Annotated in this window: 15 protein-coding genes; 6 read left to right on the top strand and 9 right to left on the bottom strand. The window is 67.3% G+C overall.

Translation table 11 applies throughout. The annotated features are described in order from the left end of the window. Positions 1–192 precede the first annotated feature (192 nt). The 4 genes from QX070_RS27615 (at position 193) to QX070_RS27630 (ending at position 3,298) form a co-directional block, all read left to right on the top strand. Positions 193–660 (top strand): RidA family protein, encoded by a 468-nt coding sequence (locus QX070_RS27615; protein WP_315740311.1) that lies wholly within the window; start codon positions 193–195, stop codon positions 658–660. Between the two features lie 75 nt (positions 661–735). Further along, the gene (locus QX070_RS27620) at positions 736–1,488 is read left to right on the top strand and encodes a glycerophosphodiester phosphodiesterase (protein ID WP_315740312.1); all 753 of its coding nucleotides are present in this window, start codon (positions 736–738) and stop codon (positions 1,486–1,488) included. A gap of 115 nt (positions 1,489–1,603) precedes the next feature. Then, positions 1,604–2,812, top strand: a complete 1,209-nt coding sequence (locus tag QX070_RS27625; RefSeq protein ID WP_315740313.1) for a GNAT family N-acetyltransferase — start codon at positions 1,604–1,606, stop codon at positions 2,810–2,812. A gap of 60 nt (positions 2,813–2,872) precedes the next feature. Beyond that, the gene (locus QX070_RS27630) at positions 2,873–3,298 is read left to right on the top strand and encodes an HIT family protein (protein WP_315740314.1); all 426 of its coding nucleotides are present in this window, start codon (positions 2,873–2,875) and stop codon (positions 3,296–3,298) included. Here QX070_RS27630 and nadC read toward each other — a convergent pair whose 3' ends face one another. The 8 genes from nadC to QX070_RS27670 form a co-directional block, all read right to left on the bottom strand. After that, on the bottom strand, positions 3,299–4,147 hold the full coding sequence (gene nadC / locus QX070_RS27635; protein WP_315740315.1) for a carboxylating nicotinate-nucleotide diphosphorylase: 849 nt from the start codon (positions 4,145–4,147) through the stop codon (positions 3,299–3,301). Beyond that, entirely contained in the window at positions 4,144–5,697 is a 1,554-nt protein-coding gene (locus QX070_RS27640) for an L-aspartate oxidase (protein WP_315740316.1), read from the bottom strand. Before QX070_RS27640 ends, nadC begins: the two co-directional genes overlap by 4 nt. Continuing rightward, the gene (gene nadA / locus QX070_RS27645) at positions 5,694–6,680 is read right to left on the bottom strand and encodes a quinolinate synthase NadA (protein WP_315740317.1); all 987 of its coding nucleotides are present in this window, start codon (positions 6,678–6,680) and stop codon (positions 5,694–5,696) included. Before nadA ends, QX070_RS27640 begins: the two co-directional genes overlap by 4 nt. 68 nt (positions 6,681–6,748) lie before the next feature. Then, on the bottom strand, positions 6,749–7,708 hold the full coding sequence (locus QX070_RS27650) for an NrtR DNA-binding winged helix domain-containing protein (protein WP_315740318.1): 960 nt from the start codon (positions 7,706–7,708) through the stop codon (positions 6,749–6,751). 15 nt (positions 7,709–7,723) lie between these two features. After that, positions 7,724–8,206, bottom strand: a complete 483-nt coding sequence (gene tsaA / locus QX070_RS27655) for a tRNA (N6-threonylcarbamoyladenosine(37)-N6)-methyltransferase TrmO (protein WP_315740319.1) — start codon at positions 8,204–8,206, stop codon at positions 7,724–7,726. Positions 8,207–8,284: 78 nt separating this feature from the next. Continuing rightward, entirely contained in the window at positions 8,285–8,629 is a 345-nt protein-coding gene (locus QX070_RS27660; RefSeq protein ID WP_315740320.1) for an AzlD domain-containing protein, read from the bottom strand. After that, positions 8,626–9,372, bottom strand: coding sequence for an AzlC family ABC transporter permease (locus tag QX070_RS27665; protein ID WP_315740321.1), 747 nt, complete (start codon positions 9,370–9,372; stop codon positions 8,626–8,628). The genes QX070_RS27660 and QX070_RS27665 overlap by 4 nt, the downstream gene beginning before the upstream one ends. Positions 9,373–9,493: 121 nt before the next feature. Beyond that, positions 9,494–10,513: a transglycosylase SLT domain-containing protein gene (locus QX070_RS27670; protein WP_409998903.1), complete on the bottom strand. Its 1,020-nt coding sequence runs from the start codon at positions 10,511–10,513 to the stop codon at positions 9,494–9,496. Between the two features lie 142 nt (positions 10,514–10,655). On the opposite strand from QX070_RS27670, the gene QX070_RS27675 reads away from it, so the two are divergent. Both QX070_RS27675 and QX070_RS27680 read left to right on the top strand, forming a co-directional pair. Further along, positions 10,656–11,591 (top strand): glycine reductase, encoded by a 936-nt coding sequence (locus tag QX070_RS27675; RefSeq protein ID WP_315740323.1) that lies wholly within the window; start codon positions 10,656–10,658, stop codon positions 11,589–11,591. Between the two features lie 114 nt (positions 11,592–11,705). Further along, positions 11,706–12,167: a PEGA domain-containing protein gene (locus QX070_RS27680; protein ID WP_315740324.1), complete on the top strand. Its 462-nt coding sequence runs from the start codon at positions 11,706–11,708 to the stop codon at positions 12,165–12,167. A 15-nt stretch (positions 12,168–12,182) separates the two neighbouring features. Here QX070_RS27680 and QX070_RS27685 read toward each other — a convergent pair whose 3' ends face one another. Continuing rightward, positions 12,183–13,199 (bottom strand): carbon-nitrogen hydrolase family protein, encoded by a 1,017-nt coding sequence (locus QX070_RS27685; protein WP_315740325.1) that lies wholly within the window; start codon positions 13,197–13,199, stop codon positions 12,183–12,185. Between the last annotated feature and the right edge of the window lie 77 nt (positions 13,200–13,276).

Raw genomic sequence — 13,276 nt, forward strand, 5'->3', positions numbered from 1 at the left:
AGGACGTATCGCTAAACCGTCACATTAAAGACCGCTGCATTACGTCGCAACTGCGGCTGGCTCACGGAAACGTGCGGTCAAAGCGGCGGATTGGCGTCGGCGCTGGCTGCTTGCATGTCAGTAGCAACTGCGCCAAACAGGGCCGCGGTCCGGCACGGGATCGGCTTTCAGGCGACAGAACGGGGATTTCAGATGGCGGGTACGGTTGAACAGAATCTGACGGCACAGGGCATCACGTTGCCGGCACCAAAGGCGCCGGTGGCCAACTACGTCCCGTTCGTGCGCACCGGCAACCTGCTGTTCGTGTCGGGCCAGGTCTGCCTCGGCGCCGACGGCAAGATGATCGCCTCCGGCAAGCTCGGCGGCGGCGTGTCGATCGAGGACGGCTATGCGGCCGCGAAGGGCTGCGGCGTCAACCTGCTGGCGCAGGTTAAGGCGGCGATCGGCGACCTCGACAAGGTCGTGCGCGTCGTCCGTCTCGGCGGCTTCGTCAATTCGGCGCCGGACTTCCTCGACGGGCCGAAGGTCCTCAACGGCGCCTCCGACCTGATGGTCGCCGCTTTCGGCGACAAGGGCCGCCACGCCCGCACCACCGTCGGCGTCTCGGCCCTGCCGTCCGATGCGGCGGTGGAAGTCGAAGGCGTGTTCGAGGTTGAGTGAGAGAGAGCGCATGATCCGGAAAAGTGCGAAACGGTTTTCCGACGAGATCATGCGCCAGCAAAATGGACGGGGCGAATGCGCGCACCTGACTGGCTGACGGCCCGCCCCGTCGCCCATCGCGGCCTGCATGATGCTGTCAGCGGCATCATCGAGAACATGCCGGCCGCCGCGCGCGGCGCGGTGGCCGGCAACTTCGCCATCGAATGCGACATCCAGCTGTCGGCCGATGGCGAGGCCATGGTGCATCACGACTATGATCTCGGACGCCTCACCGAGGGCACCGGCCCGCTGATCGAAAAGACCGCGGCTGAGCTGAAAGCGATCAAGTTCAAGCAGACCGACGAGCGGATGATGACGCTCGGCGACCTCTGCAACCTGATCGCCGGGCGCGTGCCGCTGGTCGTCGAGGTCAAGAGCACGTTCCAGGGCGATCACCGGCTGGTCCGGCGCATGGCCGAGGTGCTGGCGTCCTATTCCGGGCCGGTGGTCGGCATGTCGTTCGATCCGGACCAGGTGCTGGCGCTGCGCGAGACCATGCCGAACCTGACGCGCGGCATCGTCGCCCAGCGCAGCTACGAGGACGGCTACTGGGCCAAGCTGACCCAGGCGCAACGCGACAGCATGCTGCATCTCAAGCATGGCTTCAGCAGCCAGCCGCATTTCGTCGCCTATTGGGTCGAGCAGCTGCCTGCGCCTGCCCCCTGGATCGCGCGCAACGTGTTCGGCTGCCCGCTGCTGACCTGGACCGTCCGCACCCCCGAGCAGCGCGCCGCCGCAGCCCGCTATGCGGATCAGATGATCTTCGAAGGGTTTACGCCGGAGACGTGACGCCGGCCTTGAACTCGCTGCTGCGATGCACGATCTTGAGGGACCGGCCATTCGAGTGTCGCCGCCAGGACGCCGCTCGTTAGGTTCTCTTAAGGACTCGACTTTCAAGGACTCGATGGCATCACCTGAGATCACGCTCGAAGCCGTCCCCGGGGTCAGCGAAATCCCGCCTGCAGCATGGGACGCCTGTGCCAATCCGGACGGTCGCGTGAGTCCCGGCTCATCTCCCGCCTGCGGTCGCGGCTACAATCCGTTCATCTCACACGCATTTTTCTCGGCACTCGAAGCCTCCGGCTCGGCCACCCTGCGCACCGGCTGGGCGCCGCGCCATCTGGTGGCGAAGATGGGCGACGAGGTCCTTGGCGTCGTGCCGTGCTACCTCAAGTCCCACTCGCAGGGCGAATATGTCTTCGACCGCGGCTGGGCCGATGCCTATGAGCGGGCCGGCGGGCGCTACTATCCGAAGCTGCAGGTCTCGGTGCCGTTCACGCCGGCCACAGGGCCGCGGCTGCTGATCCGCGCCGACCAGGACCAGGAGTTGATAGGCAACGCCCTCGCCCAGGGCCTGAAGGCGTTGTGCGGGATCAGCGAGGCGTCGTCGGTGCACGTCACCTTCGCCCGGGAATCCGAATGGCAGCTGCTCGCAGCGCAGGGTTTCCTGCAGCGCACCGACCAGCAGTTCCACTGGCACAACCAGGGTTTTTCCAGCTTCGACGATTTCCTGGCGACGATGAATTCGCGCCACCGCAAGGCGATCAAGCGCGAGCGCCGCGATGCGCTGAGCTCCGGCATCAGCATCCATTGGCTGACCGGCAAGGACATCACCGAGGATGCCTGGGACGCCTTCTTCGATTTCTACATGGAGACCGGCTCACGCAAATGGGGCCGGCCGTATCTGACCCGCAAGTTCTTCGCGCTGATCGGCGAGACCATGGCCGAAGACGTGCTGCTGGTCATGGCCAAGCGCGACGGACGCTGGATCGCCGGCGCCATCAACTTCATCGGCTCGGACACCTTGTTCGGCCGCAACTGGGGCGCCATCGAACATCACCCGTTCCTGCATTTCGAGGTCTGCTACTACCAGGCGATCGATTTCGCGATCCAGCACAAGCTGGGGGTGGTCGAGGCCGGCGCCCAGGGCGAGCACAAGATCGCGCGCGGCTACCTGCCGCAGACCACCTACTCCGCGCACTACATCGCCGACCGCGGCCTGCGCCGGGCCATCGACGACTATCTCAAGCGCGAACGCGCCTATGTCGAACAGGCCGGCCGCGAGCTCGCCGAATCCGGACCGTTCCGGAAAGGGATGGACGAGCCGTCTTGACCGGCGACACGTGCCGGTGAGAGTAAGGCGCACCAAGAGGAACTGCTTAAGGGACTGCCCATGACCGCCTACGATCCCAACAATCCGTTCGCGAAGATCCTGCGCGGCGAATTCCCCTGCACCAAGGTCTATGAGAACGGCCACGTGCTGGCGTTCCTCGACATCATGCCGCGCGTGCCCGGCCACACCCTGGTGATCCCGAAGGCCGCTGCACGCAACATCCTCGACATCACCGAGGAGGACTATCTCCACGTCGGCCGTGCCGTGCGCACCATCGCCCGCGCCGCCAAGACCGCGTTCGCCGCCGACGGCATCACCGTGCAGCAGTTCAACGAGCATGCCGGCGGCCAGATGGTGTTCCACCTGCACGTCCACATCATGCCCCGCCACAACGGCGATTCCCTGCTGCCGCCCGCGAGCCGTAAGGAAGATCCGAAGGTGCTGGAGGAGAACGCCGCGAAGCTGATTGCGGCGCTGAAGGGCTGATCACGCCTCGTCGAGCCCGATGTCCAGCGCGGCCGACGAATGCGTGATCCAGCCGACCGAGATCAGGTCGACGCCGGCCGCGGCGATCGCGGGTGCGGTCTCCACGGTGATCCGGCCCGAGGCTTCCGCGATGGCTTTGCCGCTGATCATGCCGACGGCGGCTTCGAGCTCCGCCGGCGTCATGTTGTCGAGCAGCACCGCATCGACGCCCAGCGTCAGCGCCTGCTCGAGCTGCGCCAGAGTATCGACCTCGACCTCGATCTTGACGAGATGGCCGGCATGGGCCTTTGCGCGCGTGATGGCAGCCTTGATGCCGCCGGCGATGGCGATGTGGTTGTCCTTGATCAGCACCGCGTCATCGAGCCCGAAGCGGTGATTGCCGCCGCCACCCGCGCGCACCGCATATTTCTCCAGCGCGCGCAGGCCCGGCGTGGTCTTCCTGGTGCAGACGATCTGCGCCTTGGTCCCTTTCACCGCGGCGACCAGGGACGCCGTCGCGCTGGCGACCCCGCTCAAACGGCAGAGGAAGTTGAGCGCGACGCGCTCGCCGGTCAGGAGCGCCCGTGCCGGGCCGCTGATGGTCGCGATCGCGTCTCCCGGCGTCACGACGCTGCCGTCCGGTCGCACGATCTCCATGCGCACGTCCGGCGAGACGGTCTGGAAGGCGCAGCGCGCCACATCGAGACCTGCGATCACCCCGTGCTGGCGCGCCCGCAGCTTCAGCGAGGCGCGCTGCTCGGCGGGGACGATGGCATCGGTGGTGATGTCGCCGGCGCGGCCGAGATCCTCGAGCAGAGCCATGCGCACCAGCGGCTCGTAGAGCAAGGGCGAGAGAGGATTGAGAGTCATGGCACTGCGCTCCTGAACGGCGTCTGCTCCGCCTCGACAATGTCGCGTGCAACGGCGACCGCCTCGGACAGAGTGAAGCTGGACGGCTGCGCGACGCGCAGCGTGTCCGGACGATCGCTGCGGAAATGCGCGCCGCGGCTCTCCTCACGGGCATGGGCCGCGACCGCAAGCATCAGGCCGACCAGCGCCGGATCAGCCATGGGCCCGGCCTGCTCTGCCAGCGGAAGCAGGCTGCTGACGGCATCCGCGATCGTGCGACGCTCGCGCATCACGCCGAGCGCGTGCGACAGCAGCGGCCGTACGGCCGAGGGATCGGACGCCGGCGGAATTGCCGCCACCTCGCACGGCTTGCCTGCACGCTGCGGCGCGCCGGCCACGCTTTCGGCCACCCATTGCGCGCAGACGATCGCCTCCATCAGCGAGTTGCTGGCGAGCCGGTTGGCGCCGTGCAGGCCGGTGCGGCTGGCTTCGCCACAGGCCCACAAGCCCTCGACCGAGCTGCGTCCCATCGCGTCAACAGCGATGCCGCCCATATGATAGTGCACGGCCGGCCGCACCGGGATCGGATCGCGCGCGGGATCGATGCCCGCCATGCGGCAGAACGCGCTGATCACGGGATAGCGGGCGGCGAAATCCTTGCCCGGCTTCTCGCGCGCATCGAGGAACACGCGGTGGCCTTGCGCACGGCGGCGCCATACCGCCCGCGCCACCACGTCGCGCGGCGCCAGCTCAGCGCCAGGCTCGTCGGCCATGAAGCGCGTGCCGGTGTCGTCGATCAGGACGGCGCCATCGCCGCGGATCGCCTCGGTGAGCAGCGGCAGCGGCCGCGACGGCCCGTCGAACGCCGTCGGGTGAAACTGCACGAATTCGAGGTCGGACAGCACCGCACCAGCCCGCGCCGCGAGCGCGAGGCCCTGGCCGAAACAGCCGGCCGGATTGGTGCTGTCGAGGAACAGGCCGCCGATGCCGCCGGTTGCGATCACGACGCGTGTCGTGGCGAGGATCAGAGCCTCATCGCCGCGCGCCGCAGCCACGCCCTGGATCGCGCTGTCATTGACGATCAGCCGGCGCGCCTCGACGCCTTCGAACAAGGTCACCGAAGCACAACGCCTGACAGCCGCGATCAGCGTGCGCATGATCTCGCGTCCCGTGCCGTCGCCCGTCGCATGCACGATCCGGTTGCGGCTGTGTGCGGCCTCCAGGCCCAGACGCCAACGTCCATCCGCACCTCGGTCGAACGCAACGCCAAGCTGCGCGAGGCGCTCGACCGCGGCCGGCGCCGCATCGATGATGCGGCGCGCGGCGGGCTCGTCGCACAATCCGGCTCCGGCGGCGAGCGTGTCCTTCAGATGCAGCCCCGGATCATCGTCATCGCCAACCGCCGCGGCGAGGCCACCCTGCGCCCACATGCTCGACGCCTCCGCGCCGAGCGGCGACTTCGACAACAGCACGACCGGCTCGGGCGCAAGCTGCAGCGCCGTCATCAGACCCGCGGCACCGCCGCCGATGATCACGGGACGGCCGATCAACTTCGAAACATCGATGCTCATGATGCCAGCATCCTTTCCACTGCGCGCCGCGCGCGCTCGGCCATCGCGGGATCGATCGTGACCTCGTGCGTGTTGGTCTCGAGCGCGTGGCGGATGTTCTTCAGGGTGATCCGCTTCATGTGCGGGCACAGATTGCAGGGGCGGATGAACTCGATGTCGGGATGGAGCACGGCGACATTGTCGCTCATCGAACATTCCGTCAGCAGCACCACGCGGGCCGGCCTCCTTGCTCCGACGAAGTCCGACATCGCCGCGGTCGAGCCGGCGAAGTCCGCCTCCGCCACGACCTCGGGCGGACACTCCGGATGCGCGAGCACGGTGACACCAGGATGGTTGTCGCGCAGCGTGCGGACGTCATCGGCGCTGAAGCGCTCATGCACCTCGCAATGCCCCTTCCAGGCCGTGATCCTGACCTTTGTCTGTGCGGCGACGTTCCGCGCGAGATATTCATCCGGCAGCATGATGACGTGATCGACGCCGAGCGACTCGACGACCGCGCGTGCGTTGCCGGACGTGCAGCAGACGTCGGACTCGGCCTTCACCGCCACCGACGTGTTGACATAGGCGACCACCGGCACGCCCGGGTGGCGCGCGCGCATCAGCCGCACGTCGTCGGCGGTGATCGATTCCGCCAATGAGCAGCCCGCCTTTACGTCGGGGATCAACACCGTCTTGTCAGGATTGAGCAGCTTGGCGGTCTCGGCCATGAAGTGGACGCCGGCGAGCACGATCACCTCGGCATCGACCTTGGTCGCTTCGCGCGCCAGCAGCAGGCTGTCGCCGACGATGTCGGCGACGCCGTGATAGATCTCGGGCGTCTGATAGTTGTGCGCCAGCACCACGGCATTGCGCTGGCGCTTCAGCGCCAGAATGGCTTCGACGTCGTCCTCGAAGACGGCCCATTCCGGCGGCGGGATCACCCGCCTCAGACGCTCAGCAAGCGGTGTATTCGGCGCGACGGCAGGCAGGACAAGCTCGGCCATTTATACTCTCCGTGAGCATAAGATGCCTTATACTTATCCTGAGCATAAGCCTTGTCAAGAGCGGGAGATCAAGACCGCGAGAGCGGCAGCTTGGTTCCGACCACCGCCCGCTCGGCCAGAACGCCCTGCCTGAAGCGAAACAGCTTGGCCGGCCGACCGATCGTGTCGGCAGCAATTGCGCCTGTCTCTTCAACCAGTTCCTGCTGCTCGATGAGGCGGCGGAAGTTCTGCTTGTGCACGAGCCGGCCGGCCAGTGCCTCGACGCTGCGCTGCAATTGCAGCAGTGTAAATTCTTCCGGCATCAACTCGAACACGACCGGCCGGTATTTGATCTTGGCGCGCAGACGGGCAATGCCGGTAGCGAGAATCCGACGGTGATCACCGATCATGGCGCGGCCGGGCACCTCCGCCTGGCGGGCCTCCTTCTCGCGCGTACTCTCGGGAATCAGCGCAGCCTCGTACAGCAGCTCATAGCGCTGCAGCGCCAATTCCTCGTTCCACTCGCGGCCATCGAGACCGAAAGTGATCGCGGCGCGCTGCCACCTTGTCTTCTGCAGCGCCGGCTGGTCGGCGGCTCGCGCCCAGGCCTTCAGCTTCGGCGCGATGATCTTGGCCAGGATCGTCGGCGGTCCGTCGCGATGATCCTCCCACGGGAAGTAGTCGTACCATGACGACCATTGCGCATCCGCGCCCTCGCGCCCCTCTTCCTCGCGTGTCAGGCCGAGATAGCTGATGGAGATACGATGCGGCGCGTCGGGATCGCCGCCGCGACCGCGGTCGGCGAAGGTGTAGAGCTGCTCGACATAGCCGAGCGGATGGCCGGTCTGCGCCTTGACCCAGGCGCGCAGGCCCATCTGCAGCGAGCGGTGCGCGAACTGAAACGGTCCGCTCGGCAGCGCCGCAGCGTGCTCGATCGTCATGATCTTCGGATGGCCGTCGGTCACCGCCACCAGCACGGCGACGAGGTCCGCCGTGATCGCATCCTGAGCTGTCACCGTCTTCTGCGGCCGCTTGTTCACCTTCGACATCCGGATCCGTCGGTCCTATTTGTCATCCTCACCAGCCGCCGCCGGCGTGAACGCGCAATGATCCGGCTTCAGGTCGATCAGCGGCGTCTCGTCGAGGCAGTCGAGGCCGCGTACCAGCACGGTGTTGCCTTCCAACGCGACGAAGCGGACGGTCGACACGCCGATCGGATTGGGACGCACCGGCGAGCGCAGCGCGAAGGTGCCCCGGGTCTCGCCGTCATGATGGCGCGGGCTCTGCTTGACGAGATCCCGGCGCGCCCGGTTGAGCCAGTACAGCACCTGGAGATGGCTGAAACGATCGATGCCCTGCAGCGCCGGCACCCAGGGCTCGAAGATCTCGAGCCGGCACACCGGCCCCTCGAAGCTACCCTGCCGCGGCGTCTCGAGCCGCGAGGTCCAGGGCGTGCGGATGCGGCCGATGAAATACAGCGTGGCGTCGCGCGGCTGGGGCGCGTCGACGGCGACTTCTCCCGGGCGGAGATCGGTATCAGTGGTCATTGCGGAGTCCTTGGGTCTTCCCGGCAATCTATCCGAACCTCGGCTCACCGCAATTGCGGTTGCGCAAGATCGCGTAACTCAGCCGAGCCACCATTTGCCGGCCAGCATGACGGCCTCGCCGCAGACGACACCAGCAAAGATCGAGCGGCGGCTCGCCATGAAGGCCGCAAGGCCGGCAACGACCGCACCGTAGCGCAGGCCCCATGGCACGCTGGCGAGCGCGCCCGGCGGCTGCACCAGGATCTGGGCGATGACCCCCGCCAAGATGGCGGTCGCGACCGCCTTGACCCACATCAGCAGGTCCGAGCCCTCGTCGAGCCCGCTGCCGAACCACAGCCCGAGCAGGCGCCAGATCTGGTTGGGGATCACGCCCGCCACCAGCAGCACCACGAGCGCATGCCAATCGCCGATGAAGTCGCTCATGCCGGCCCCTGCCGCTCGCGCCATTTGTGCGCGCCGAACGCGAGCGTTCCGGCGACGACGCCGCTGACCAGGATGTCGACGCCGCTGTTGAGCTGGGCGGCCAGGGGATACAGCACGAGGCCAAGGCCGAGCGCGAGCACGTCGGCCAGCTCCCTGGCGTTGCGCAGGGTCGAGAACAGAAACGCCAGCGGCGTCAGCAAGAGCACCGCGGCGCCGAAGGTCTGCGACAGGTTGGCGGCGAGAAGATAGCCGATGATGGTCGCGATCAGCGCAATCCCCATCAGGCCGGTACCGAGCCCATGCACGAAGGCGATGCGGCGCTCGCGCGGCACATGCGGCAGGAAACGATAGCATTCGACCCACAGGGTCACCGCGGTGAAATGCGCGATCAGCACCAGGTGCCGCCGCTTGGTCTGGGGGGAGCGGATCAGCGGCAGCACCGCCACCACCATCGGAAACAGCCGGATCGCGCTCATCGTGACCGCGATCGCCGACTGCAGAATGGTCTGGCCGGAGCCGAGCGTGGAGACCAGGATGATCTGCGCCGGCCCGGCCCACACCAGCACCGTGCTCAGGATCGCCCAGAGCATGCTGAAACGGGTATCGTGGGCGAGCGCGCCGATGCCGATGAAGGTGACGAACAGCACCAGTGACAGGATGGTCGCTGACGTCGCGCGCAGCCCCCAGCCGAAGGCGCGCAGTGAACCATGCCATTGCGGCGAATCGAGCGGAGGAAGTGTCACGGGCGGCCCAGCGGAACGAACCGCGATAAGGCTGGCGAAAGCCGCTCGCGTCAACCGCCATCAGGCGCGCGCGGGTCTGCGTCCGGCGCAGCCATTCCCCACACGCCGCGCTGCGGCAGCTCTATCCGGAGCGATTGCGCAGCACGAAGCAGGCGCCACCGGCTCCGCGGATCCGGCTGCAGAGCGCGTCGGCCTCGGCCCGTGTCTCGGCGCCGATCCGCACCTGGTAGAAGGCGTGGTTGCCGCGCGAGCGCATCACCGACGACAGCAGGCTCGGGTCGCGGTCGCCGATGACCGGGCCAAGCCCCTTGATCGCCCGCGAATACATCGCGAGCGCCTTGTTGCGGTCGAAGCCTGCAGCCAGTTGGACGCCCCATGGTTTCGCGGCCGACAGCGCCACATGCTGCTCGAGCTCCGTGACGAACGGATTCGGCGCGCGCTTCAACATCGCCATCAGCTGACGACACGAGGTCGGCGGCGGGCTCGGCGGCGTCTTGCCGCCGCTGCCGGCGGCGGCCGCCCACTCATCGATCGTGGCGCCCGTGATGGCCGAAACGTAGTTGCGGGTCTCCCAGGGCAACTGCCCCTTGCCGGTGAGCCAGTCCTGCACCCGGCGCGGCCCCGCATTGTAGGCCGCCGCCGCGAGCCCGAGATTGCCGAACTGGTCGCGCAGCTCGGCCAGGAACTGCGCCGACTTCGGCAGCGCCTGAACCGGATCGAACGGATCGAGCAACTGGCGCTGGTTCGCCGTGCCCGGCATGAACTGCGCAATTCCCTGCGCGCGCTGGCCGTTGCGCGTGACCGGCCCGACTGCGTCGCTCTGAAAGCGGCTTTCCTGCCAGATCACGCGGGCGAAGAATTCGAGCGGCAGATCATTCGCCTTGGCTGCGGATTCGATCATCAGGCAGATCGCCTCGCGGGTGCCGCTCTCCTTGGACTCCTCGGCCTTGATCTCCGAGCCCTCTGCCGCAGGCTCTGCAGGCTTCGCAGTCTCGTGCGGCGCGTCCTGCTGCGCGCCGCCCTTCGGATCAGCCGGCACGGCAACGTCACGGTCTGAGCCCTGCTCCGCCGCCACGCCGGACAAGGGCATGGTCAGCATCAAGGCAAGGCCGAGACAGGCAATGCGAGCAATCGAAACCATGGAAAGCATCGTGAGCGCGGTGCAATGGTTGGAATTCTGTCGACAGACAAAGCCCAGGACCATGCGGGGTTCCACCGCGCGGCGCCTTGACACAGCGAATGAGCCGGCTAGCAATCCGAAAATCCTGCAGGGAGCGCGACGGATGACCGCACCGACCGACGACAGACTCGGCCTCGCGCCCGAAAGCGATGCGCCCTTGTCCTACATGGCGCGCACGCGCGACTATTATCTCGCGATCGGCTATGACACGCCCTATCGCTGGGCTCACTACACGTCGGCGCCGTTCCATCCCTTGCGCAAGCCGCTCGCGCAGTCGCGCGTCACCGTTGTCACCACGGCCGCGCCGTTCGATCCCGCCAAAGGCGATCAAGGCCCCGGCGCGCCCTACAATGGCGGCGCCAAGTTCTACTCCGTCTATGACGGCGACACGTCGGCGCAGCACGACCTGCGCATTTCCCACATTGCCTATGATCGCGCGCACACCTCGGCCGAGGATTCCGGCACCTGGTTTCCGCTACCACAGCTCATCAGGCTGGCGCGTGAGGGCCGCATCGGCGCGGTCGGACCGCGCTTTTTCGGCGCGCCGACCAATCGCAGCCAGCGCGTGACGATCGAGACCGATGCGCCGGAGATTCTTGCGCGCTGCCGCGCCGACGAGATCGACGCCGTCGTGCTGGTGCCGAACTGTCCGGTGTGCCACCAGACCGTGAGCCTGGTGGCCCGGCATCTCGAAGCGAACGGCATCGCGACCGTCGTCATGGGCTGCGCCAAGGACATCGTCGAGCACGCCGCAGCACCGCGCTTCCTGTTCTCGGATTTTCCGCTCGGCAATTCCGTCGGCAAGCCGCACGACGCGGCCTCACAGGCCTTCACGCTCGAGCTCGCCTTGCGTGTCCTCGAGAGTTCACCAGCCGCACGGACGACCGTGCAATCGCCTTTGCAGTGGAGCGACGATCACGGCTGGAAGCGCGACTACAGCAATCCGGCCATGCTCGCGCCGGAAGAGCTGGCGCGGCGGCGCGCCGAATTCGATGCGCAGAAGGCGATCGCGCGGCAGGTTCGTGGAAAGCAGGTGTGAAAGCCACACTCGCGTGAAACTCGCCCGGGAATTTCTTCGGATAATGCTGATTGCGCTTGCCGTCCCGCTCCAGTTGCGCTTGAGTTCCCTTGGGTTTCAAGGGGGCAGTACCAAATGAGAGTTGTAGCGTTCGTAGCACTGTGCGCCGCGCTGGGAGGTTGCGCGTCCGTAACGCGGGGTACAACCGAGACGATCAGTGTCGCGTCGACGCCGTCCGGGGCCGAGGCCACGATCGCCGGTCTCGAAGCGCCGATGACCTGCACGACGCCCTGCTCGTTCGTCGCCAAGCGCAATGCCGACATCTCCGTCACCATCGAAAAGCCGGGCTACGAGACCCAGATCATCCCGTTGACCAAGGACATCCCGGCGACCGGCGCGGCCGGCTTCGCCGGCAACATCTTAGCGGGCGGCCTGATCGGCATGGGTGTGGACGCCGCGACTGGCGCGGCGACCGACCACAAGCCAAACCCGGTGATCGTCACCTTGCAGCCGCGCATGGCGGCGCCGGCAGGCCGTGCGCAGCGGCCGCCGCGGCGGTCGGCCCCGCCGCCGGCACAACCGGAGGCCGGGACCTAGCGCTCGCCAAGCCTGTCAGCCAGCCGCCGATTGCGCCTCGCCGGGCGTGACCGCGTCGACCGGCAGCGCGAAGGCCTCGACCCGGTTGAGCGGCTTCTTGTTGAGCAGCAGCCGGGTCACGTCGGGGCGAGAATAGTGTCCCGCCGGATCGGCGGCGTTCTTGGCGATGCCGATCATGCCGAGATCGATCTCGGCGATCAGCAACCCCTCCTGCTCCGGCGGCAGCTTCTCCGCAAGCGAAGAGCCGTCTGGACCGAAGATCGCGGCGTGGCCGCCGCCGACATGCAGCAGCGCGTGCTTGTCGGGCCGGTCACACAGCTCGTCGATCATCGCCTGCGAGACGGTGGCGCACGGCGCCAGCACGAAGCACGAGCCCTCGACGGCATAGACGCGCGAGGCGGCGTTGTTGACCTCGGCGCCGAGCGCCGGCGCGAACGGATCGTACAGCGAGAAGCTCGGCCACGCCGCGACATGCACCTGCTCGTTCTGGGCATACATCGCGTATTTCGACAGCGGCTGCAGATGCTCCCAGCAGCACAGCGCACCGATCCGGCCAATGTCAGGCCGGTCGTGCACGGCGAGATCGCTGCCGTCGCCCTCGCCATAGACGGTGCGCTCGGCATGGGTCGGCCGCAGCTTGCGGCGCCGGGCGATGGTCTCGCCGTCCGGGCCGATCAGCCATTGCGCGATGTAGAGGCTGCCGCCGTCGCGCTCGGACAGTCCCAGCACGGCCGTGAGCCTGGCCTTGCGCACGGCGGCGCGCAGCGCCTCGGCCTGCGGGCTGTCATAGGCCAGCGAATTGTCGAAATAGCGCTGCACGAAGCCACGGCCGATGCACCAGGCCGGCGAGTCCATCCAGATGTGCCAGGGATAGCCGGGGATGAAGACCTCCGGAAACGCGATCAGCTTGGCACCTTTGTCGGCCGCCTCCTCGATCAGGCCGATAGTCTTCTTGATCGAGGCGTCCAGGTCGAGCCAGGCCGGCGCCGCCTGCACCACCGCCACCTTGTATTTCGGATGTGCCAGTCCCATCCCGCGTCTCCCCTCTTCCGGATCGGCGGCGCCGCGCGCCGCATTCGCTGGGGAGTATTGACCTCGGCGATCATTCG

This window comes from Bradyrhizobium sp. SZCCHNR1093 (assembly GCF_032381175.1).
Taxonomy (GTDB): Bacteria; Pseudomonadota; Alphaproteobacteria; order Rhizobiales; family Xanthobacteraceae; genus Bradyrhizobium.

Coding starts and splice junctions, on each gene's coding strand:
- QX070_RS27615 (WP_315740311.1), top strand. CDS start 193: ATGGCGGGTACGGTTGAACAGAATCTGACGGCACAGGGCATCACGTTG.
- QX070_RS27685 (WP_315740325.1), bottom strand. CDS start 13,199: ATGGGACTGGCACATCCGAAATACAAGGTGGCGGTGGTGCAGGCGGCG.
- QX070_RS27625 (WP_315740313.1), top strand. CDS start 1,604: ATGGCATCACCTGAGATCACGCTCGAAGCCGTCCCCGGGGTCAGCGAA.
- QX070_RS27675 (WP_315740323.1), top strand. CDS start 10,656: ATGACCGCACCGACCGACGACAGACTCGGCCTCGCGCCCGAAAGCGAT.
- QX070_RS27680 (WP_315740324.1), top strand. CDS start 11,706: ATGAGAGTTGTAGCGTTCGTAGCACTGTGCGCCGCGCTGGGAGGTTGC.
- QX070_RS27670 (WP_409998903.1), bottom strand. CDS start 10,513: ATGGTTTCGATTGCTCGCATTGCCTGTCTCGGCCTTGCCTTGATGCTG.
- QX070_RS27620 (WP_315740312.1), top strand. CDS start 736: ATGCGCGCACCTGACTGGCTGACGGCCCGCCCCGTCGCCCATCGCGGC.
- nadA (WP_315740317.1), bottom strand. CDS start 6,680: ATGGCCGAGCTTGTCCTGCCTGCCGTCGCGCCGAATACACCGCTTGCT.
- QX070_RS27640 (WP_315740316.1), bottom strand. CDS start 5,697: ATGAGCATCGATGTTTCGAAGTTGATCGGCCGTCCCGTGATCATCGGC.
- tsaA (WP_315740319.1), bottom strand. CDS start 8,206: ATGACCACTGATACCGATCTCCGCCCGGGAGAAGTCGCCGTCGACGCG.
- QX070_RS27660 (WP_315740320.1), bottom strand. CDS start 8,629: ATGAGCGACTTCATCGGCGATTGGCATGCGCTCGTGGTGCTGCTGGTG.
- QX070_RS27630 (WP_315740314.1), top strand. CDS start 2,873: ATGACCGCCTACGATCCCAACAATCCGTTCGCGAAGATCCTGCGCGGC.
- nadC (WP_315740315.1), bottom strand. CDS start 4,147: ATGACTCTCAATCCTCTCTCGCCCTTGCTCTACGAGCCGCTGGTGCGC.
- QX070_RS27650 (WP_315740318.1), bottom strand. CDS start 7,708: ATGTCGAAGGTGAACAAGCGGCCGCAGAAGACGGTGACAGCTCAGGAT.